The organism is Pseudomonas sp. TE36184, assembly GCF_054060055.1.
In genome coordinates this window covers 4,679,342-4,700,938 of the sequence record NZ_JBSSCU010000001.1, presented here as the reverse complement: position 1 = coordinate 4,700,938, position 21,597 = coordinate 4,679,342, and the positions used below count along the sequence as shown (strand labels likewise).

Annotated in this window: 20 protein-coding genes; 12 read left to right on the top strand and 8 right to left on the bottom strand. The window is 62.5% G+C overall.

The features are described from left to right. Positions 1-56: 56 nt before the first annotated feature. Positions 57-2,930: an EAL domain-containing protein gene (locus ACVWZP_RS21065; RefSeq protein WP_457370135.1), complete on the bottom strand. Its 2,874-nt coding sequence runs from the start codon at positions 2,928-2,930 to the stop codon at positions 57-59. A gap of 279 nt (positions 2,931-3,209) precedes the next feature. Here ACVWZP_RS21065 and uvrD point away from each other — a divergent pair, with 279 nt between their 5' ends. From uvrD to ACVWZP_RS21050, 3 genes are all read left to right on the top strand, one after another. After that, positions 3,210-5,393, top strand: coding sequence for a DNA helicase II (gene uvrD, locus ACVWZP_RS21060; protein WP_057005204.1), 2,184 nt, complete (start codon positions 3,210-3,212; stop codon positions 5,391-5,393). Positions 5,394-5,708: 315 nt separating this feature from the next. Next, positions 5,709-6,578: a Tim44 domain-containing protein gene (locus tag ACVWZP_RS21055; protein WP_017850035.1), complete on the top strand. Its 870-nt coding sequence runs from the start codon at positions 5,709-5,711 to the stop codon at positions 6,576-6,578. Between the two features lie 136 nt (positions 6,579-6,714). Continuing rightward, the gene (locus ACVWZP_RS21050; RefSeq protein WP_046381602.1) at positions 6,715-7,122 is read left to right on the top strand and encodes an SMI1/KNR4 family protein; all 408 of its coding nucleotides are present in this window, start codon (positions 6,715-6,717) and stop codon (positions 7,120-7,122) included. A gap of 37 nt (positions 7,123-7,159) precedes the next feature. Here ACVWZP_RS21050 and ACVWZP_RS21045 read toward each other — a convergent pair whose 3' ends face one another. Beyond that, entirely contained in the window at positions 7,160-8,923 is a 1,764-nt protein-coding gene (locus tag ACVWZP_RS21045) for a cation:proton antiporter (RefSeq protein WP_017850037.1), read from the bottom strand. Between the two features lie 288 nt (positions 8,924-9,211). Between ACVWZP_RS21045 and ACVWZP_RS21040 the strand changes: the two genes are divergently transcribed. After that, positions 9,212-9,697 (top strand): acyl-CoA thioesterase, encoded by a 486-nt coding sequence (locus ACVWZP_RS21040; protein WP_017850038.1) that lies wholly within the window; start codon positions 9,212-9,214, stop codon positions 9,695-9,697. Positions 9,698-9,766: 69 nt separating this feature from the next. On the opposite strand, the gene pdxY is transcribed toward ACVWZP_RS21040, so the two are convergent. Continuing rightward, the gene (gene pdxY, locus ACVWZP_RS21035) at positions 9,767-10,639 is read right to left on the bottom strand and encodes a pyridoxal kinase PdxY (protein ID WP_457370134.1); all 873 of its coding nucleotides are present in this window, start codon (positions 10,637-10,639) and stop codon (positions 9,767-9,769) included. 119 nt (positions 10,640-10,758) lie between these two features. On the opposite strand from pdxY, the gene ACVWZP_RS21030 reads away from it, so the two are divergent. Continuing rightward, the gene (locus ACVWZP_RS21030) at positions 10,759-11,151 is read left to right on the top strand and encodes a DUF3301 domain-containing protein (protein ID WP_017850040.1); all 393 of its coding nucleotides are present in this window, start codon (positions 10,759-10,761) and stop codon (positions 11,149-11,151) included. Here the strand turns inward: ACVWZP_RS21030 and ACVWZP_RS21025 are convergent. Genes ACVWZP_RS21025 through zigA form a run of 3 tightly spaced genes read right to left on the bottom strand, consistent with a single transcriptional unit; the run spans position 11,145 to position 14,004 of the window. Further along, positions 11,145-12,107 (bottom strand): CobW-like GTP-binding protein, encoded by a 963-nt coding sequence (locus ACVWZP_RS21025; RefSeq protein WP_108525805.1) that lies wholly within the window; start codon positions 12,105-12,107, stop codon positions 11,145-11,147. The two genes, ACVWZP_RS21030 and ACVWZP_RS21025, sit on opposite strands and share 7 nt — an antisense overlap. A gap of 44 nt (positions 12,108-12,151) precedes the next feature. Then, complete coding sequence (locus tag ACVWZP_RS21020) at positions 12,152-12,796, bottom strand: DUF1826 domain-containing protein (protein ID WP_057005203.1); 645 nt, start codon at positions 12,794-12,796, stop codon at positions 12,152-12,154. After that, positions 12,796-14,004: a zinc metallochaperone GTPase ZigA gene (zigA, locus tag ACVWZP_RS21015; protein WP_046484300.1), complete on the bottom strand. Its 1,209-nt coding sequence runs from the start codon at positions 14,002-14,004 to the stop codon at positions 12,796-12,798. Before zigA ends, ACVWZP_RS21020 begins: the two co-directional genes overlap by 1 nt. Positions 14,005-14,143: 139 nt before the next feature. Here zigA and ACVWZP_RS21010 point away from each other — a divergent pair, with 139 nt between their 5' ends. Then, entirely contained in the window at positions 14,144-14,512 is a 369-nt protein-coding gene (locus ACVWZP_RS21010; RefSeq protein WP_017850044.1) for a hypothetical protein, read from the top strand. Here the strand turns inward: ACVWZP_RS21010 and ACVWZP_RS21005 are convergent. Beyond that, complete coding sequence (locus tag ACVWZP_RS21005; RefSeq protein ID WP_448124421.1) at positions 14,509-15,711, bottom strand: N-acetylmuramoyl-L-alanine amidase; 1,203 nt, start codon at positions 15,709-15,711, stop codon at positions 14,509-14,511. The genes ACVWZP_RS21010 and ACVWZP_RS21005 overlap by 4 nt on opposite strands. 129 nt (positions 15,712-15,840) lie before the next feature. On the opposite strand from ACVWZP_RS21005, the gene folE2 reads away from it, so the two are divergent. From folE2 to ACVWZP_RS20975, 6 genes are read left to right on the top strand one after another with little or no spacing between them, the layout of a single operon-like run. Continuing rightward, a complete protein-coding gene (gene folE2 / locus ACVWZP_RS21000; protein WP_017850046.1) occupies positions 15,841-16,731 on the top strand; it encodes a GTP cyclohydrolase FolE2 in 891 nt (296 codons plus the stop codon). After that, positions 16,728-17,396: a metal ABC transporter ATP-binding protein gene (locus ACVWZP_RS20995; protein ID WP_457370133.1), complete on the top strand. Its 669-nt coding sequence runs from the start codon at positions 16,728-16,730 to the stop codon at positions 17,394-17,396. Before folE2 ends, ACVWZP_RS20995 begins: the two co-directional genes overlap by 4 nt. Beyond that, entirely contained in the window at positions 17,396-18,262 is an 867-nt protein-coding gene (locus ACVWZP_RS20990; protein ID WP_457370132.1) for a metal ABC transporter permease, read from the top strand. The genes ACVWZP_RS20995 and ACVWZP_RS20990 overlap by 1 nt, the downstream gene beginning before the upstream one ends. Positions 18,263-18,273: 11 nt before the next feature. Beyond that, positions 18,274-19,152, top strand: a complete 879-nt coding sequence (locus tag ACVWZP_RS20985) for a metal ABC transporter substrate-binding protein (protein ID WP_046381599.1) — start codon at positions 18,274-18,276, stop codon at positions 19,150-19,152. After that, positions 19,149-19,709 (top strand): gamma carbonic anhydrase family protein, encoded by a 561-nt coding sequence (locus ACVWZP_RS20980; RefSeq protein WP_017850050.1) that lies wholly within the window; start codon positions 19,149-19,151, stop codon positions 19,707-19,709. The genes ACVWZP_RS20985 and ACVWZP_RS20980 overlap by 4 nt, the downstream gene beginning before the upstream one ends. A gap of 3 nt (positions 19,710-19,712) precedes the next feature. Further along, positions 19,713-21,050, top strand: coding sequence for a dihydroorotase (locus ACVWZP_RS20975; RefSeq protein ID WP_128192122.1), 1,338 nt, complete (start codon positions 19,713-19,715; stop codon positions 21,048-21,050). Here ACVWZP_RS20975 and ACVWZP_RS20970 read toward each other — a convergent pair. Then, positions 21,047-21,568, bottom strand: coding sequence for a DUF3617 domain-containing protein (locus ACVWZP_RS20970; RefSeq protein ID WP_017850052.1), 522 nt, complete (start codon positions 21,566-21,568; stop codon positions 21,047-21,049). The two genes, ACVWZP_RS20975 and ACVWZP_RS20970, sit on opposite strands and share 4 nt — an antisense overlap. Positions 21,569-21,597: the final 29 nt, after the last annotated feature.

Below are 21,597 nucleotides of genomic sequence, written 5' to 3'. Positions count from 1 at the left end.
TGCCCTTTGAATCTAAGGGCAGCCAAGTTGTAGCCACAAAGGCTGAAGGCACGCCTCTAGGAAAAATCCGCATTCTTCCGTAACAAATCTGCCAGCCCTTCGGCCTTCATCGGCCGGCTGATCAAGTAGCCCTGCACCTCATCGCAACGCTCCCGGCGCAGGAAATCCAGCTGCTGCTGATCTTCCACGCCTTCGGCCACCACCTTGAGCGCCAAACCGTGGGCCATGGCGATGATCGCACGGGTAATGGCCGCGTCTTCCCGCCCCTGGCCGAGGCCGCGGATGAAGGTCTGGTCGATCTTCACGTAGTCCACGGGAATGCGCTTGAGGTAACTGAGGGACGAATAGCCGGTGCCGAAATCGTCGATGGCCAACTTCACCCCCAGGTCGCGCAGTTGCTGGAAGGTGGCGATGATGTGCTCGACACTGTCGAGCAGCTGGCTTTCGGTCAGCTCCAGCTCCAGGTATTGCGGGTCCAGGCCGGTTTCTTCCAGCACCTGGCGCACCAGGCTGACCAGCTTGCCTTGACGCAGTTGATGCACCGACAGGTTCACCGACACACGTATCGGCGCCAGCCCCTGACGCTGCCACTCACAAGCCTGCCAGCAGGCCTGGCGCAGGACGAATTCGCCCAACGGCACGATCAGGCCGGTTTCTTCGGCCAGGCCGATGAAGTCGCTTGGCGGCACCGTGCCCCACTGCGGATGCTCCCAACGAATCAACGCCTCGGCGGCGTTCAGTTTGCCGCTGGCCAGGCACAATTTCGGTTGGTAGAACACCGACAGCTGGCGCTCGTCGATGGCCTTGCGCAGCTGGTTTTCCAGCTGCAAACGCTCCAGGGTGCTGGCTTGCAGGCTGTCGGTGTAGAACTGGAAATTATTCCCGCCCAGGTGTTTGGCGTGTTGCATGGCCATGTTCGCCTGGCTGACCAACGCCGAAATTTCCCGCGCATTATCCGGAAGCAGGCTGACGCCCATCGAGGCGCTGACCACCAATTCATGCCCTTCCACCGTCACCGGCACGCGCAACTTGGCCAGCAGGCGCGTGGCCACCCGCGCCAGGCTTGAGAGGTTGCCGTAGGCATCGAAAAGCACGGCGAACTCATCCCCGGACAAACGCGCGATGGTGTCGGCCTCAGGCAGGGCATTGATCAAACGTCGCGCCATTTTTTGCAGCAATTGGTCGGCGACGTCATGGCCCAGGCTGTCGTTGAGCAACTTGAAACGGTCCAGGTTGATATGCAGCAACGCCAGGCTGCGCCCGCCCTGGCGCACCCGCTGATGCGCTTCGCGCAGCCGCTCGCGAAACAGCGAGCGGTTGGCCAGGCCGGTCAACTCGTCATAGTGCGTGAGGTAGCGCATGCGCTCCTCGGATTCGCGCCGCGCCGAGAGATCGGCGAAGAAGCCTACGATATGGCTGACGTTTCCTCGAATATCGCGCACCACGTTCAGTTGCAGCCACTGCGGGTACAACTCGCCGTTCTTGCGCGTTTCCACCAACTCGCCCTGCCAGGTACCGTGACTGAGCAGCGCCTGGCGGATCAGCGGAAAGTGCCGCCGGGCGTCGCGGCTGCACGGCAACTCCACCACATTGCGCCCGAGCATGTCGTCGATATCAAAGCCGGTGACGCGACTGAAGGCCTGGTTGACGGCGAGCAGCGCGTAGTCCGGGTCGAGGATCACAATACCTTCGCTGGCCGCTTCGAATACGGTCGAGGCCAGGCGTTGCTGTTCCTCCAGCGCCTTGCTTGCGCTGATGTCGCGGCGCGTGCCGAGCATGCGCGTGACGCGACCGCTGGGCGCACGCTCCACGGCGCGGCCGCGGTCTTCGATCCACACCCAGTGGCCATCGCCATGGCGCACCCGGTATTCCACCAGATAGTCCTCGCTGCGGCCCTTGAGATGCTCCACCAGGGCACGCTTGAGCAGCGGCAAGTCGTCGGGGTGCAGGCGCGGTTTGAGGTGGCTGAGCATCGCCGTGACGAACTCGGGCTCCAGGCCGAACAGTTCCTTGAGCTGGGTGTGGTGGACCTCGTCGGTTTGCAGATTCCAGTCCCACAGGCCCAGTTCGCTGGCTTGCAGAGCCATCGCCAGGCGCGCTTCGCTTTTATTCAGGGCCAGGCTGGCGGCGTCCAGTTCCTGGCTGCGTTGCGCCACGCGGTCCTGCAGGCCGATTTGCGCTTCGCGCAGTTCCTGCTCGACCTGGCGGCGTTGCTCGACTTCGCGCACCAGCTCCTGATTCAACTGTTCACTGCGCTGCTGTGCCTGTTGCAGATGCTCGATCAGCGCCTGGTTCTGAAAGCGCCGCAACAGCCCGTGCTGGATCAGGCGGTTGACCTGCCACGCCACCACACTCAAGGACGCCAGCAGGATCAGGCCGAGTACACCCCAACCCTGTTGCTGCGCGGCGCCGTTCCAGAAGAGATAGACAATGGCCGGCACCAGGCACGGCAGCGCGAATGACAGGAACGCCGGCAGGCTCACCGCATAGGCAACGCTGGCGGACAACGTCGCCGCGCCGATCAGGCCGAACACCCAGGCTTGCTGCATAAAGCTGTCTGCCGGCACCAGGGCGATGGCGGCGATGGCCAGGGTCAGGCCGCTGACCGCCGAGCCGAGCATGAACATGCGCCGCCAGATCGGTTGGGCCTGGCGGCTGGGCATCGCCGAGTCGAAGGCGGCCACCTGGATCACGCGCAGCGCGACCAGCGCCAGCAGCCAGACCAGCCAGATGCTGTCGAGCAGGTAATGTTTGGGGTTCCAGATCAACCAGGCGCAGACCAGGCCGTTGACCAGCATCAATAAGGTCGGCAGCAGCGAACCCTGGTAGAGCAGACGCGTGCGTTCGACCGCCATCTCGGTAGCGTAGTGTTTTCGGATAACCTGCGCGGGCGCCGCCATGGGGCTAAACAGGTCGGTGCTGAGGGTCATAGGCAGTGTTCTTATAATGGTGAGCCCGAAACGTCGACGGAGCATACACAAGCAAGCGCTCGGGCCAAACTGCTGCGCGTCATAAAAACCAGCGAGGCGTACCGCGCAAACCTCGGGGCCAGACGGCTTGAGCGAGACGCGGCGCGGCCTGTGGCCCATGACCAACCAGTCATCAGCCCCGCCGGAACGCGTGCCCGCCCCGGCACGCGCCGCAGGTTTTCCGTCGGCCATCCGCCAATGGGATTTGCCCCACTCCCCCGCGGGCCATAGAATGCGCCGATGCGCGATGATCTCTCCCTTTTGCTGAATTCCCTCAACGATGCCCAACGCCAGGCCGTAGCGGCCCCCGTTGGCCGTCAGTTGGTCCTGGCCGGTGCTGGCTCCGGTAAAACCCGAGTGCTGGTACACCGTATCGCCTGGTTGATCCAGGTCGAGAACGCGTCCCCGCATTCGATCCTGTCGGTGACCTTCACCAACAAGGCCGCTGCCGAGATGCGCCACCGCATCGAGCAGTTGATGGGCATCAGCCCGGCCGGCATGTGGGTGGGCACCTTCCACGGCCTGGCGCACCGCCTGCTGCGGGCGCATTGGCAGGAGGCGGGCCTGGCCCAGACCTTCCAGATCCTCGACAGCGATGACCAGCAACGCCTGGTCAAGCGCGTGATCCGCGAGCTGGGCCTCGACGAACAGCGTTGGCCGGCGCGCCAGGCCCAGTGGTTCATCAATGGCCAGAAAGACGAAGGCCTGCGCCCGCAACATATCCAGGCCAGCGGCGATTTGTTCCTGGCCACCATGCGCAGCATTTATGAAGCCTACGAAGCGGCCTGCGTGCGCGCCGGCGTGATCGACTTCTCCGAGCTGCTGCTGCGCGCCCTCGACCTGTGGCGCGATAACCCCGGCCTGCTGGCCCATTACCAGAAACGCTTCCGGCACATCCTGGTCGACGAGTTCCAGGACACCAACGCCGTGCAGTACGCCTGGTTGCGCCTGCTGGCCAAGGGCGGCGACAGCCTGATGGTGGTGGGCGACGACGACCAGTCGATCTACGGCTGGCGCGGCGCGAAAATCGAGAACATCTACCAGTATTCCGAAGACTTCCCGGACGCGGTCACCATCCGCCTGGAGCAGAACTACCGCTCCACCGCCGGGATCCTCAAGGCCGCCAACGCCTTGATCGCCAATAACACCGGGCGCCTGGGCAAAGAGCTGTGGACCGACGGCGGCGAAGGCGAAGCGATCAACCTGTACGCGGCGTTCAACGAGCACGACGAAGCGCGCTACGTGGTGGAAACCATCGAAAGCGCATTGAAAACCGGCCTGGCGCGCAGCGACATCGCGATTCTGTACCGTTCCAACGCCCAATCGCGGGTGCTGGAAGAAGCCTTGCTGCGCGAGCGCATCCCGTACCGTATTTACGGCGGCCAGCGCTTCTTCGAGCGCGCCGAAATCAAGAACGCCATGGCCTACCTGCGTTTGCTGGAAGGTCGCGGCAACGATGCGGCGCTGGAGCGGGTGATCAATATCCCGGCCCGCGGCATCGGCGAAAAAACCGTTGAAGCGATTCGCGACCATGCGCGCCACGCCGATGTGTCGATGTGGGAAGCCATGCGCTTGCTGATCGCCAATAAAGGCCTGACCGGCCGTGCTGCCGGGGCGTTGGGTGTGTTTGTCGAGCTGATCGAGAACCTGACGGCCAAGTGCGCGGACATGCCCCTGCATTTGATGACCCAGACCGTGATCGAGCAGTCCGGGCTGATTGCCTATCACGAAGCGGAAAAAGGCGAGAAAGGCCAGGCCCGGGTGGAAAACCTTGAGGAACTGGTCAGCGCCGCCCGCGCGTTTGAAAACACCGAGGCCGATGAAGAACTGACCCCGCTCGCCGCGTTCCTCGGCCATGCGTCGCTGGAAGCCGGTGATACCCAGGCCGATGAGCATGAAGACAGCATCCAGCTGATGACCTTGCACAGCGCCAAGGGCCTGGAGTTCCCGTATGTGTTCCTGGTGGGCATGGAAGAAGGCCTGTTCCCCCACAAGATGAGCCTGGAAGAGCCCGGCCGCCTTGAGGAAGAACGCCGCCTGGCCTATGTGGGCATTACCCGGGCGATGCAGAACCTGGTGATGACCTACGCCGAGACCCGTCGCTTGTATGGCAGCGAGACCTACAACAAGGTGTCGCGCTTCGTGCGGGAAGTGCCGAAGGGGCTGATCCAGGAAGTGCGCCTGTCCAACAGCGTCAGTCGCCCGTTCGGCGGCGGCCAGCAGCAGAACTCCAGCAGCCTGTTTGCCGGTTCCGAGATCCCGGAAACCCCGTTCAGCCTTGGCCAGCAGGTCAAGCATGCGATCTTCGGCGAAGGGGTGATCCTCAACTTCGAAGGCGCCGGCGCCCAGGCACGGGTGCAGGTGAACTTCGCCGAGGGCAGCAAGTGGCTGATGATGGGTTACGCGAAGCTCGAAGCGGTCTGACACGCTGACCCCTTCCCCCTGTAGGAGCGAGCTTGCTCGCGAAAAACCCTCAGACAACGCGTCTCATCCAGGATGCCCGCGTTATCGTTGGCGATCTTCGCGAGCAAGCTCGCTCCTACAGACAGAAGGACGGTTCAGCATGAAGGTTTCGCGTCCACCCTTGTTTTTGATGCGCGCGGGCCAATATCTGTAACTAGTCCTACAGACCCTTCGGATTCTGTCTTACGCAAAAGCCCGAAACATTATGTCGCTAGCCACTGTCACGACACCTGTGCAACATGGCGCGCGTGCAATCCACAAATGGGAATTCCCTTTATGAAACGTTTTCTTAGCATCGCCATGGCGCTGTGCATTGGCCTGACGATGAGCCTCGATGCCAACGCCAAACGCTTCGGTGGCGGCAAAAGCATAGGCTCGGCACCAACTCACCAGACCAGCCAAATGGCTCCGTCCGCTGGCGTCGGCGGTGCTGCCGCCACTGCAGGCGCGGCCGGTGCTGCAGGCGCAGCCGCCAAGGCCGGCGGTGCTTCGCGCTGGTTGGGCCCTCTGGCCGGTATCGCCGCCGGTGGCCTGCTCGCATCCATGTTCATGGGCGGCGGCTTCCAGGGCATGCAGATCTTCGACATCCTGATCATGGCGGTCATCGCCTTCCTGATCTTCCGCTTCATCGCCGCCCGTCGTCGCAAGCAACAGGAGCACATGGCTCCAGCCGGCGCGCCGATGCAGCGTGAAGTGTTCGAGCAGAAGCCAGCCATGGGTTCGATCTTCGGTGGTTCGGCCGCGCCTGCTGCTGCCCGCCCGGTGATCAATGCGCCAGCCTGGTTCAACGAAGAGCGTTTCGTCGAAGCGGCCCGCAGCCACTTCCAGTCCCTGCAGCAGCACTGGGACGCCAACGAAATGGATAAAATCTCCGAGTTCGTGACCCCGCAACTGCTCGAGTTCCTCAAGCGCGAACGCGCCGATCTGGGCGACGGCTTCCAGTCGACCTACATCGACGACCTGCGCGTGCAGCTCGAAGGTGTGGACGATCGCGCCGACAAGACCATCGCCACCCTGACGTTCAGCGGTGTGTCGAAGACCTCGCGTTTCGACCAGGGCGAAGTGTTCAGCGAAAGCTGGAACATGGAACGCGCCCAAGGCGACAACCAGCCTTGGCTGGTCGCCGGTATCCGCCAGAACGGCTGATAGCCACACGCTTGAACAAGCCGTAAGCAAAACCCCGGACATGTTCCGGGGTTTTCTATTTCACGGTTGCACTTATAGCGAGCTACTGTATAAAACGCCCCTGTAAACCGCGCCATCTAGCAAGAGGATCCCGGCCGTGGAAGAAGTCATCGAACAATTGCGTGAAGCCAACGAACCGGTTCCGGTTCCTCTGGAACTGCCTGATGAAGACCAACTGGTGGAAATCGAGGAACAGCTGTTCATCGACATCCCGTTTGTCTTCCGCGAATTCCTGCTAACCGTCAGCGACGTGGTGTACGGCAGCCTGGAGCCGGTGACCGTCACCGACCCGCAGTCCCACACCTACCTGCCGGATGTGGCGGCCAACGCCTGGGATGCCGGTGTTGACCGCAGCATGATCCCGATCTGCCAGGACGGCGACGACTACTACTGCGTCGAAGAAGACGGCACCGTGGTGCTGTGGTGCGCCGAAGAAGAACTCGTCACCGAAGAAACCTGGGAGTCGGTGTGGCACTGGGCACGGGACGTCTGGCTGGAAAGCTGACACCTGCGTCCTGCTCGCGCGGGGCGGCCCAGCCTCCTCAGTGTTCCGGCGTATCCTTGTGGTTATCCAGAGTCTCCAGCAAAGCGACCTGCATCCGCGTATGCACGCGGATGAACCACCGCCAGAGCACGGCCGCCACCGCCGCCGCGACCACGGCGATCAGCACCAGCAACTTGTTGGTCGGCAGAATACTCGCCGACAACGCCGCCAATAGCAGGAAGATCACCAGCAGCGACAAAATCGGGATCACCTCGGCGATCACCCGACGCACGCGCTGGGTATGCCGCCCGGCCATTTCCGGCTTGACGCTCATCTCCGCCAGCAGCATCGACAGCGCCTTGAGCTTGCGGTACGCCGCAATCAGGAACGGCAGCGACAACAGCAACGCCGCGCCCCAGATCAACGCCTTCTGCCAGCTTGGATCACTGATCCAGCCCTCCAGATACCCGCCGATACGCAGCGCGAAATAACTGCCGGTAAAGAAGATCGCCACCACCAGCGCCAGGTTCACCCCCACTTGCAGCACGATTTTGCGGATCATCGACGCTAGCAGCGCCCCCTCGCCGTGGGGCTGAATGCTGCGCAGCCATTCGCCATAGAGGCCAAATACCCGGCTCATGCGCTTGGGCATCACGGCGGCAATCTTCAGCGACAATGGGTCGGCGCCGCGAATCAGGTATGGGGTGAGCAATGTGGTGATCGCCGACACCGCGACCGCCACCGGGTAGAGGAAGTCACTGGTCACCTGCAAGGTCATGCCGAGCGCCGCGATGATGAAGGAAAACTCACCAATTTGTGACAGCCCCATCCCAACGCGCAACGACGTGCGGCCGTCATTGCCGGCGATAAATGCGCCCATGCCGCAGGACAACATCTTGCCCAGCACCACGGCCACGCTGATCACGGCAATCGGCCAGGCATATTGCAGCAGGATCTGCGGGTCGATCATCAAGCCAATGGCGACAAAGAAGATTGCGCTGAACATGTCGCGAACCGGCTCGATCAGGCGCTCGATCTTAATCAACTGGCGGGATTCGGCCATGATCGCGCCGATCAGGAACGCCCCCAGCACCATGCTGTATTCCAGCTTCACCACCAGCAGGCAAAAACCGAAACACAGGCCCAGCACGGTGATCAGCAGCATTTCATTGCTGTCGAACCTGGCCACGTAGGCCAGCAAGCGCGGCACCAGCAAAATCCCGATGACCAGCGCGACGATCATGAACAGCGAGAGCTTACCGACCGTGGAAAACACCTCACCGGAGCTGACCGTGCCACTGACGGCGATGCTCGACAGCAAGGCGATGATGCCGATGCCGAGGATATCCTCGACGATCAGCACGCCGAAAATCAGTTGGGCGAAGCGCTGGTCTTTCATCTTCAGGTCGTTGAGCGCCTTGACGATGATGGTGGTCGAGGAAATCGCCAGGATCGCGCCGAGGAACAGCGAGTCCATGGTGTTCCAGTCGAACCAGCGGCCGATCTCGTAGCCGATCCAGATCATCAGCACGATTTCCAGGAAGGCCGCGATAAACGCCGTGGCTCCCACCTTGAACAGCTTGCGCAGGCTGAACTCCAGGCCCAGGCAGAACATCAGGAAGATCACCCCCAGTTCGGCGAGGGTCTTGATGGTGTCTTCATCGTGGATCAGGCCGAACGGCGGCGTGTGGGGGCCGATGATGAACCCGGCGACGATGTAACCGAGCACCACCGGCTGCTTGAGGCGATGAAACAGGATAGTCACGACCCCAGCCACCAACATGATCACGGCCAGATCCTGGATAAAGCTGATGGCGTGCATGGCGAGGGGCTCCTTGAGGGTACTGGCGCTTTTCCCACGTCCACCGCACCTTTGAAACTTCGTAAAGAGCGGAAGGAAAAGTCTGCCTTGATCGTAAGAAATGCCCTTAGAAAGGCTTTTGAAGGTTAACACCGCGACTTCCGCCGAAAAGCCGGTGCAATATATGGAAACAGATCGCTGCAGGCGTGACGGCAAGCCGCCTACCGGCGTCCCGTAAGAGATGGCGCTGCAATGACTCGAGCATCCACAGAGGTGCCTCCCCACCAATGCCTAACCCGTGAGTGTGCTATGGAACCCGGAAACGCCCAGCTGTCGATGACGGTACTGATGACCCCTGATATGGCCAACTTCTCAGGCAATGTCCATGGCGGCACCCTGCTCAAGTACCTCGACGAAGTGGCCTACGCCTGCGCGAGCCGTTATGCCGGGCGTTATGTCGTGACCTTGTCGGTGGACCAAGTGATTTTTCGCGAACCGATCCACGTCGGCGAGTTGGTGACCTTCCTCGCATCGGTCAACTACACCGGCCACACCTCGATGGAGGTGGGCATCAAGGTGGTGACCGAAAACATCCGCGAGCGCTCTGTGCGCCATACCAACAGTTGCTTCTTCACCATGGTCGCCGTGGACGACCAGCGCAAACCCGCCGCCGTGCCGCAACTGCAACCGCACAACAGCGAAGACCGCCGCCGGTTTGCGCAGGCGCAGCAACGCCGGCAGATCCGCCAGGAGTTGGAAAAGCGCTACCAGGAAATCAAAGCCGACGCGCTGTAAGCACCAGGCTGTATACCCAAGCAAAATGTGGGAGGGGGCTTGCTCCCTCCCACGTTGGGTTTTGTGTAGTTACAGGCCGATCGGCGTGGCCTCGAAACGCACGCGGGGATGGGCGATGCGATCCTGGGCACGTACCAGCTCCAGTTCATAACTGGCGCAGGCCTGGGTTTCCAGCAGCACTTCATGCACCGCCGCCGCGGTGAACTCGAAAGCGGCCACCAGGCTGTCGCCCAACAATACCCGCGCCAGGAACAACCCTGAGGTCAGGTCGCCCACGCCCACCGGCTGGCGGGGAAACGCCAGCAGCGGCCGACGCAGGTGCCAGCTGCCTTCGGCTGTCACCAGCAGCATCTCAAAGCCTTCCGGCAATTTGCCCGGGTAATCCAGGTGCTTGACCAGCACGGCCTTGGGCCCGCGTGCCAGCAGGGCTTTGGCCATGCCCAGGCAGTCGAACAGCGATTGCGGCTTGCGCCCGGAAAAGCTGTCCAGTTCCAGCTGGTTGGGGCACAGGAAGTCGGCCATGGCAGCGGCTTCGTCCAACAGAAAATCACTGACTTCCTGCGGCACGACGCAGCCCTTTTCCGGGTGGCCCATCACCGGGTCGCACAGGTACAGGGCCTTGGGGTTGATCGCCTTGATCCGCGCCACGCCGGTGAGGATCGCCCGGCCCTGGGCCGCGCTGCCCAGGTAGCCGGAGAGAATGGCGTCGCAGTTGCCCAATTCACCGATGGCCGCAATACCCTCCACCAGCGCTGGAATCTGCTGCGGCGCTAACACTTCGCCCGTCCACTGGCCATACTGGGTGTGGTTGGAGAATTGCACCGTGTTGAGCGGCCACACGTTCACCCCGACCCGCTGCATGGGGAACACGGCGGCGCTGTTTCCGGCGTGGCCAAAGACCACATGAGACTGGATCGCAAGCAGATGAGGTGTGCGTTTCATGCAGGGGATTTCCGTAAAACCATTGAAATTCTGGTCGCGCAGTATGCGACCAAACACAGCCTGTACGACAGGCTAACGACACAGTTAAGCTGCTCTCACTTCGTTGGAGTTTTTTTCGCATGCTGACCCTGGGAAACATCTTCGTGTTGATGCTGCTGGCGACCGGCGCCGCCTGGGTATGGCACAACCACGGCCTGCGCGAGCGCGCGTTGGAGCGGGTCAAGCAGCATTGCGCCAAGCTCGATATCGAGTTGCTCGACGGTGCCGTGGCCTTGAAGCGCATCGGTTTTGTGAAGGATGCCAAAGGACGGCGACGCCTGGCGCGCATCTACAATTTCGAATTCACCGTGACCGGCGAAACCCGCCACCCCGGGACCATCACCCAGTTCGGCGCCCACAGCGCGCAGATCGAACTGGCGCCCTACCCGTTCGAAATCAAGACGCCGCTACCCAGCGCCGACGTGATCGAACTCAGCCAGTGGCGCCAGGACCACGCCAAGCACCGTCAATGACGGCAGGCGGCCAGCGCCTGCTGTAGCGCGGCCACGTCCTGTGGCGCGCTGAAAATCAGTTCGATACGCGAATCACGCCGCCATTCGCTGGGTTGCCAGACGAGTGGGCTGTTATCCACAGCGTTGCCGGAGATCCAGCCGTCGGTGCTGTGGATAACCAGTTTGGCGCGGCGCCAATCCAGGTGTGTCAGCCATTGCGCCAGGCGCTGGTGATCGAATGACTGGCTCGGATGCCAGCGCCAACCGATGCTCCAGCCGCCCTCCTGGGCCTGGCTCAAGCAGATCGGCAACGCAGGATCGCTCCACACCGCCGGCATTTGCGCCACGCCCTTGGGCGCCACGAAGTTATCCACAGCCGCTGCAGCCTGTGCGTTCAGGCCTGGCAAAAGCTGCAGTGGCAATTGCGCCTGACGCGTCCAGTAAAACGGAACCTCGACTAACTGCCGTTCGATCGCCTCGCGCTGTGCGGCGTCCAACGTCTCATCCTTGTTCAGGACCAACAGGCCGGCGCTGGCGAGTGCTTCGCGCTGCGCCTCCGGCAATGGTTTGCCCGCCGCCAGGGCTTGCGCATCCAGCACCAGCACGCAGGGCTGAACCGCGAGCACATCCTGCCATGGCGCCTCGCGCAATTGCTTGAGCACCTGCACCGGGTGCCCGAGCCCCGAAGGTTCGATAAACAGGCGGTCCGGCTTGGCCTTACGCAGCAAGCGGCCCAGTCCGACCTGGAACGGCGCACCATTCACACAGCACAAGCAGCCACCCGCCACTTCGCCCAGGGCAATGCCGTCGTCGGCCTGGGTCAGCAAGGCCGCATCCAGACCGATCTGCCCGAATTCGTTGATCAACACCGCCCAGCGCTCGTTGGCCGGGCGTTGGGCGAGCAGGTGTTTGATCAGGCTGGTCTTGCCGGCGCCCAGGGGCCCGGCAATCACATGAGTAGGAATGTTCTGCAGCATAGAGGGCATCATTCAAGCCGTGTAGAGCGTTTGATCCTACGCGGTTATGCCAGCCAATCCAGCGTCAGAATTAACCGTCGCTCATCGGCTTTAAGCTGCGGCGAGCGGTGAATCAGGCCGTGAGCTTCGTTGCCATGCCACTTCGTCCCTTTGAGCAACGCCACTTCGCCGCAGTGAATCTGCTCGATACGCTCGCTGGGCTCGGCATCCGCCTGGCCCAACTGGCGGCGGTCCATCACACCTTCGCGCAACCATTGGCTGCCGATGCCGGCATACGTGGTGATCAGGCGCACGGGCACATGGTCGACGTGAAAGCGCGGGCACATGGCTTTGTCCAACAGGCGCAAACGCACGCCGATCCGACGGGCGCCAAGCAGGCAGGCAAACGCGCCGATCAGCCACGACACATCGGCGATAAACCCTTCGTAACCCTCAAGATCGCGGCAGCAGGCGGCTAATCCCTGCACGTTCGGCACCGCGTCGTCGCTGGCCAATTCGATGACCAGCGACTCGGCCAACGGCTCGTCGAGCGCCACCAGCAAGGCGCCGAACTCGGCGATGTGCAACGGCAATTGGCGCTGCCACAGCGCCAGGTTGACGCCGTCTTCGAGAATCTCGGACAGCGCCAGCGGGGTGTCGCCGCAGGTCTGGCGGATCACCGGGCGCAGGGGGATGAGCGGTGCCAGCATCAGGCGGCCGCCTCTTCATACCAAGGGCCAAAAGGATCGGCCAGCAAGCGCCATGCGTCGACGCCCAGGGCCATTTCTTCATCGGTCAGCAGGCAGGCGTCCAGTTCGGTACGCATCTGCGCGAAGTCGATGTTTTGCCCGATGAACACCAGTTCCTGACGGCAATCGCCGGTGCTTGCTTGCCAGTGGCCCATGATCGCGGCGACGCTTTCTTCGTCCTGCGGCCACTGGCTTTTCGGCACAAAACGCCACCAACGTCCGGCAAAGCCATGGCGCATCAGGCCGCCGGCCTGGGACCAACTGCCGGCGTCCTGCGGCTTGCTGGCCAGCCAGAAAAAGCCCTTGGAGCGCAGGAGTTTGCCGTTCACCCAAGGGCGGTCGATAAACTCGAAAAAGCGCTGCGGATGGAACGGACGGCGCGCGCGGTAAGCCGTGGAGGCGATGCCGTACTCTTCGGTTTCCGGCACATGCTCGCCGCGCAATTCCTGCAGCCAGCCGGGGGCCTGGGCGGCGCGTTCAAAGTCGAAGCGGCCGGTGTTGAGGATTTTGTTCAGCGGCACTTCGCCCATGACCATCGGAATGATCTCGGCCTGGGCATTCAGGCGTTCGAGGATGGCCATCAGTTCCTCACGTTCGTGGCGGCCGATCAGGTCGATTTTGCTGATCAGGATGACGTCGGCAAATTCGATCTGCTCGATCAACAGGTCGGTGATCGAGCGTTCGTCTTCTTCGCCAAGGGTTTCGCCCCGCGATGCGAGGCTTTCGGCGGCCTGGTAGTCGAGCAGGAAGTTCATGCCGTCGACCACAGTGACCATGGTGTCCAGGCGCGCAATATCGGCCAGGCTCTGCTCGTTTTCATCGCGAAAGGTGAAGGTTTCGGCCACGGGCAACGGCTCGGAGATGCCGGTGGATTCGATCAACAGGTAATCGAAGCGGCCGTCCCTGGCGAGTTTTCCGACCTCTTCGAGCAGGTCTTCACGCAAGGTGCAGCAGATGCAGCCGTTGCTCATCTCTACCAGTTTTTCTTCGGCGCGGTTGAGGGTGACGTCGCGCTGCACCTCACCGCCGTCGATGTTGATTTCGCTCATGTCGTTGACGATCACCGCCACCCGCAGGTTGTCGCGGTTGCGCAGGACATAGTTGAGCAGCGTACTTTTACCGGCGCCGAGAAAGCCGGACAACACGGTAACGGGGAGACGATTGGGCATCAGGTCATTCTCATCAGGCCGCCCGTTCAAGCCGGGCTGTACTTAATGTTATATTATAACAACACAAATAAGCCAATCCCCCGCTTGCTCATCATGACCAACGGAGCAATGCTGGCGCTTGTCTACGTCGAGAAACCCTATGAAATATCTACTGTGCAGCCTGCTGTTGCTCATCACGACCCAGGCCTGCGCCCAAGTGCCGCGCCTGTCGGCCAATTGCACGCGCAGCGCCAACCTGCTGGCCTGCGTCGATCCGCTGGGCAATGCCTACAGCGTGGCGACGGTTGGCAGCACCACGTATCTGCGCGGTTTCGAGGCGATCGGCAGGCGCTATTGGGCGCAAACCAACAGCCGCTACGGGCAACTGACGTTCTTCACCGGCTTGGCCTCGGACGGTGAAGCGTGGGTCGGCTACACGCGGCGTGTGGGCTGGACCACAATCAACCGGTTTTCCAGCTCCGGTGGCGCCAGCGCCACGTTCACCTGCAGCCGTGTGACCGGCTGTTAGGCCTGGTTGTGTTTCTGTTCCTGGACCCAAGCCATGTAGCTGTTCACCGGCGGGTTCTTCTGGAAATAGCGCTGCAGGCCGAGGAACAAACCCTCCGCCACCGCCTGTTGATGCCGCGCCGTGACCAGCCGCGCACTGTCCCGCGCATTGGAGATAAACCCGGTCTCCACCAGGATCGACGGTACATCCGGTGACTTGAGCACCGCGAACCCGGCCTGTTCCACACGCTTTTGATGCAACGAGGTGATGCCTTCCAGGCTACCCAGGATCGAGCTGCCCAGTTGCAGGCTGGAAGCGATGGTGGCGTTCATCGACATGTCGAGAATTACCCCGGCCAGCATCGGGTCCTTGTCCTTGAGGTTCAGCAGACTGGTGGCGCCCAGCAGGTCGGCGCCGTTTTCCCGTTGCGCCATGAACCGCGCCGTGGCCGAGGTGGCACCGCCTTCGGACAAGGCATACACCGAAGCCCCCGACGCGGTGATCCGTGGTGCCGCATCCGCATGCACCGAGATAAACATGTCGGCGTTGTGTTTGTGGGCGATCTCCACGCGCTTGCGCAGCGGCACGAAGAAGTCATCGTTGCGCACCAGCTTCACATCGAACCCTTTCTCGCGCTTCAAGCGTTTGGCCAGCAATTGGGCAATGGACAGCACCACGTCTTTTTCGCGCTGGCCCTTGGAACCAATAGCGCCGGGGTCCTTGCCGCCGTGGCCGGGGTCGACCACCACGATGATGTCGCGCTTGGGGTGCGCCCTGTCGACCAGCGGCCGGGGTGCGGCCGCTATCGGGTGAGGCACCTGGGTGGCGCTGGTGAGATCAAGCACCAGGCGGTGCCCTTGCCCATCCCCTGGCGGCAACAAAAAGCTGGTGAGCTGCATCGGCGTGGCGAGGTCCAGCACGATGCGCGTATCCGCCTTGCCGAAGTGCCCGGAGCGAATCGAGGTGATCCCGCTGTTTTTCAAGACCAACTGAGAGAAGTCGCCACTGAGCCCGGCGCCGCTCAGGTCGATGATCAGGCGCTCCGGCGCGGTCAGGGAAAAAGTCTTGTAGTTCACCGGGCCACTGAGGTCGAACACCAGCCGCAGCTTGTCGTCCGAGCGCCACAGGCGGGCGTTGCGAATCTGCGTGGCCGACGCGGTGAAGGGCAAGGTGAACAGCGGGCTGACCAGGAGCAGGTTGAGGAGCTGACGTCTGTGCATGACAAATACCGCAAATAAAGGAGCGTCCTTACTCGACATGACTGAAAAAAGGCCGGAGCAGAAAATTCATCGTCGACTCAATAGTTATAATATAACATGTCTTTTTTATCGCCAACGATGGACCTGCTCATGAATGCGCTGACTCTGCCGGATATCGCCGCGCAGGCTTCACGCCAAGCCTTGCCGCTCGATTGGGTGGGCATGTGCGGCATCGCCTTGCCTATTTTGATCGACGACCAACGCCTCGCCGCCACGGCCGATGCCGGCGTCAGCCTGGACGACGGTGCCGCCCGTGGCATTCATATGTCGCGCCTGTACCTGGCGCTGGAGATGCTCGACCAGCAGCCACTGACTCCGGCACTTCTGCGTAAGGTACTGCAGCGTTTTCTCGACAGTCATGAAGGTTTATCTAATAACGCCTACCTGCGTATCCACACCGATCTGCTGCTCAAGCGCCCGGCATTGGTCAGCCCACTGGCTGGCTGGAAGGGCTACCCGGTGAGTATCGAAGCGCGCGTGGAAAACCAGATGTTCCACGTGGAACTAAACATCGAGGTGACTTATTCCTCAACCTGCCCGTGCTCGGCGGCCCTCGCCAGGCAGTTGATTCAGCAGCAATTTCTCGAAGATTTCGGCAACACGCCGTTGCAGCATGCCGATGTGCTGACCTGGCTCGGCAGCGCCAACGGCATCGTCGCCACGCCCCACAGCCAGCGCAGCAGCGCGCAACTACGTGTCCAGTTGCGCGGCGAGCAGCTGGCGCTGACCGAGTTGATCAATACCGCCGAAGCCGCCCTCGGCACCGCCGTGCAAACCGCGGTGAAACGTGCGGACGAACAAGCCTTCGCCCTGGCCAACGGACAGAACCTGATGTTCTGCGAAGACGCCGCCCGCCGCCTGAACCTCGCCTTGAAACGCTCGGATGCCGTCCAAGCCTTCCACCTCAAAGTGATCCACGCCGAAAGCCTGCACGCGCACGATGCCGTGGCTGAAAGCCGTTGGACGAGACACTCAGCATGATCACCTGCACCGCTTTGCGCTGGGGTGCCCCCGGCCAACCCCTGACACCCGCCGTGGACTTCACCCTGGAAACCGGCAGCCTTACTGGCGTGATCGGCCCCAACGGCTGCGGTAAAAGCAGCCTGCTCAAAGTCATCGCCGGCCTGCAAAAACCGCTGGCGGGCAAAATCCGCGTGGATGTGCCGCGTCGCGGCGGCGTGTCCTTCCTGCCCCAGCAACAACACCTCGATCGGCAGTTCCCCATCAGCTTGCAAGAGCTGGTCGCCGCCGGTTTCTGGGGCACCCGACTCACCCCGCAACAACGCAGCGAACGCCTGCACGCCGTGTTGGAAGACTGGTGCCTCAGCGGCCTGGAACAGCGCCCGTTGATGGCCTTGTCCGGCGGCGAACTGCAACGCGCCCTGCTCGCCCGCATGAGCCTGGCCGAAGCGCCGGTGTTGCTGCTCGACGAACCCCACGCCGCCCTCGACGAAGACGGCCAGGCCCTGTGCTGGAAACATATCCACGCCTGGCATGACGAGGGCCGCACGGTGGTCGTGGTCTGTCATGACTTGGCCTCCGTGCGTCAACACACCCAGCAAGCGGTGCAGATCAAAAGCACGGGCTGCCTGTTCGGGCCGAGCAAAGAACTGATCCGCCCGCAACCGCACATGCAGGTGGCCTGATGCACTTCACCGCCCACCTGTGGATGCCGTTTCTCGACTTCGTGTTCATGCGCCGCGCCTTGATCGGCGGCCTGGTACTCGCTTGCAGCACCGCGCCGCTGGGGGTGTTCCTGATCCTGCGGCGCATGAGCCTGATCGGTGACGCCGTCGCCCACGGCATCCTGCCCGGTGCCGCCCTGGGTTTCTGGTTCGCCGGCCTGAGCCTGCCCGCGCTGACCATCGGCGGCCTCGGCGCCGGCCTGAGCATGGCGGGGTTGGCCGCGTGGATCACCCGTCGCACCGGCCTGCGCGAAGACGCCAGCCTGGCCGCCATCTACCCCATCTCCCTCGCCGCCGGTGTGCTGATCCTCGGCCTTGCCGGCAAGCGCCTGGACCTGCTGCACCTGCTGTTCGGCTCGGCCCTGGCCGTCGACGAAACCACCTTGACCGGCATGCTCTGGGTCTCTGGTTTCAGCCTGGTCGCCATGGTGCTGATCTACAAACCGCTGCTGCTGGACACCCTCGACCCGCTGTTCCTGCAAACCGTCAGCCGCCTCGGCCCATTGGCCCACGGGATGTTTTTGACCCTGGTGGTGCTGAACCTGGTGATCGGTTTCCAGGCCATCGGCGCACTGATGGTGGTGGGTTTGATGATGTTGCCGGCCATCGCGTCCCGCTTCTGGAGCCGGCGCTTGCCGGTGCTGATCGCGGTATCGGCAGTGCTGGGATGCCTGTCGGTGTGGCTTGGCTTGTTGCTGTCGTTCTACTACTCACTGCCCAGCGGCCCGGCGATTGTGCTGGTGGCTGGCGGTGGGTACCTGCTGTCCGTGATCTTCGGTCCGGTGCATGGCTTGCTGCGCCGCCCGCCCTTGCTGTCATCCCAATGAGGTGTCTCCCGATGCGCGCTCTACTCGTGTTGTTCAGTCTGCTACTGCCGTTGTCCATGGCCCAGGCCGCCGACAAACTCCAGGTGGTGACCAGCTTCAGTATTCTCGATGACATTACCCACCAGATCGGTGGCGAACACATCCAGATCAGCAACATGGTCGGCCCCGACGCCGACGCTCATACCTACGAGCCGACCCCGGACGACGCCAAGGCGCTGCTCAAGGCCAAGCTGATCATCAAAAATGGCCTCGGCTTCGAGCCGTGGCTGGACCGCCTGGTGACCAGCACCGAAACCCGCGCCACCGTGGTTACCGCCAGTAAAGGCGTGATCTCCCACACCATGGAAGAAGACGGCGAAACCATCCCGGACCCGCACGCCTGGCATAACCTGGCCAACGCCGAAATCTATGTGAACAACATCACCAAGGCGCTGGTGGCCGCCGACCCGGCCAACCAGGCCGACTACCTGCGCAACAGCCAGGCGTACCTGAAAGACATCTACCGTTTGCTCGCCGAGGCCAAGGCCAAGTTCGGCGCGCTGCCAGCAGGCAACCGCCGCATCGTCACCTCCCATGACGCGTTCGGCTACCTGGGCCAGGCCTATGGCATCCAGTTCCTCGCGCCTCAGGGTTTGTCCACCGAGCGTGAGCCTTCCGCCGCCGAAGTCGCCGCGCTGATCACTCAGATCCGCAAGGACAAGGTCAAAGCCGTGTTCATTGAAAACATCAAGGACTCGCGCCTGCTCAAACAGATCGCCAGCGAAAGCGGCGCGCAGATCGGCGGCACGCTGTATTCCGACGCCCTCGCCGCAGAAGGCCCGGCCAGCACCTTTCTCGGGCTGTTCGAATACAACCTCAACACCCTGTGCGCCGCGTTGGGCAAACCATGATCCGCAAGAACCCATCCGGTGATCTGCCGGTGATTGCCGAATCGGCCTACGTCGATAAAACCGCGATCATCTGCGGCAAGGTCATCATCGGTGAGAACGTATTCGTCGGCCCCTACGCCGTGATCCGCGCGGACGAGGTCGACGCCAGCGGCGACATGGACCCGATCACCATCGGCGCCAACTCCAATATCCAGGACGGCGTGGTGATCCACTCCAAATCCGGCGCGGCGGTGACCATCGGCGAGTTCACCTCCATCGCCCACCGCTCCATCGTCCATGGCCCCTGCAGCGTCGGCGACCGCGTGTTCATCGGCTTCAACAGCGTGTTGTTCAACTGCGCCGTCGGCGACGGCTGCGTGGTGCGCCACAACTCGGTGGTCGACGGCCGCGACTTGCCCGCCGCGTTCTACGTGCCTTCGACCACCCGCATCGGGCCCAACACCGACCTGTCGCAATTCCCGCCGGTGAGCGTCAGCGCGTCGGAGTTTTCCGAGGACGTAGCGCGTACCAACGTCGATCTGGTGCAGGGTTACAAAGCCCTGCAAAACGAGTTCTGAACCATGAGCCGCCTGTTGATCCGCAACGCCCGACTGGTGAATGAAGGCCAGGTATTCGACGCCGACGTGCTGGTCGCCCACGGCCGTATCGAGAAGATTGCCAGCAGCATCACGGGGCACACGGCGCCTGTGGAAATCGACGCCCACGGTCAATGGCTGCTGCCGGGGATGATCGATGACCAGGTTCACTTTCGCGAACCCGGCGCGCCGGACAAAGGCGGTTTCTACAGCGAATCCCGCGCAGCGGTGGCCGGCGGCATCACCAGTTTCATGGACATGCCCAACACCCGGCCGGCCACCCTCACCCTGGAAGCGCTAGCCGACAAAAAACGCCGCGCCGTCCAGCACTCGGTGGCCAACTACGGTTTTCACTTCGGCGTCAGCAACGACAACCTCGACACCGTCGCCGCGCTCGACCCGCGGCAAGTGGCCGGGGTCAAAGTATTCATGGGCGCGTCCACCGGCAACATGCTGGTGGACGATCCACGGATTCTGGAGCGCCTGTTCGCCGATGTGCCGACGATCCTGCTGGCCCACTGCGAACACACGCCGAGTATCCAGGCCAACGAACAGCGCTTGCGCGAGCGTTTCGGCGACAACATCCCTGCCGCCGCCCATCCGCTGATCCGCGATGCCGAAGCCTGTTATCGCTCGTCTTCACTGGCGGTGGAACTGGCCAAGCGCCACGGCACGCGCCTGCATGTGTTACACCTGAGCAGCGCCCGCGAGTTGGCGTTGTTCGAAGACCAGCCGCTGGCGCAGAAACGCATCACCGCCGAGGTCTGCGTCCATCACCTGTTGTTCGACGACCGCGACTATCACCGCCTGGGCCACCAGATCAAATGCAACCCGGCGATCAAGACCCGCGCCGACCGCGACGCCTTGCGCCTGGCCCTGCTCGGCGAGCGGCTGGATGTGATCGGCACCGACCATGCGCCGCATACCTGGGCGCAAAAGCAGTTGGCGTATGGTGAGGCGCCGTCGGGTTTGCCCCTGGTGCAACATGCGTTGCCGGCGTTACTGGAGTTGGTGGCCGATGGGCTGCTGCCGCTGACCACCCTGGTGGCGAAAACCAGTCATCGCGTTGCCGACCTGTTCGCGATCCCGGACCGTGGCTACCTGCGCGAAGGCTATTGGGCCGATCTGGTGCTGATCAAACCCGAACCCGAAGGCAAGCCGGTCCGCAGCCAGCCGATCCTGGCCCGCTGCGGCTGGACACCGTTCGCCGAGCACCGCTTTCGCCACAGCGTCAGCACCACTCTGGTGTCGGGCCAGTTGGCCTGGCACAACGGCCAGGTGGTCGACAGCTGCCAGGGCCTGCCCCTGCACTTTCAGCGTTAAGCGCGTGGTTTGACGCTGCCGCAGTTTTCCCCCAGCCACTGGGCGTGACTGTCCAGGCTGCCCTTCTGCTGAATGCCGGTGGCATTGAAGGTGCCGTTGACCGTGGTGGTGAATTCCTTCTGGCTCTGGAAGGTGGCAACGCCGGTGCCCTGGGCTTTCGGGCAGCTGAAACGGAATTTCCACTGGTTGCCGCTCTTGTCGGTCACTTGCTGTTTGCAGCCCGACTGCGGATCGGTCAGCGGGATCGCGTCGGAGGCGACCTGGGCGGGGGTGAGGCACACCTGCACGCCTTTACCGGCCATGGTGATGCCTTGTTTTTCCAGCATGGCGCGCTGTTCGGGGGTCATTTGTTGCTTGAGCTGACCGAGGATCAATGACAAATCCGGCAGGTCCTGGTTATCCACTTTCATGTTGCTCGTGGTCAATTCCCACAAACCAGGCGCCAGCATCTGCGCCTGGGCCGCCACGGGCAGCGACAAACCAATAACCATGGCCAAACCTAGCAGACGAGCATTCATCGGGTAACTCCTGGATAATTGTGGGCATT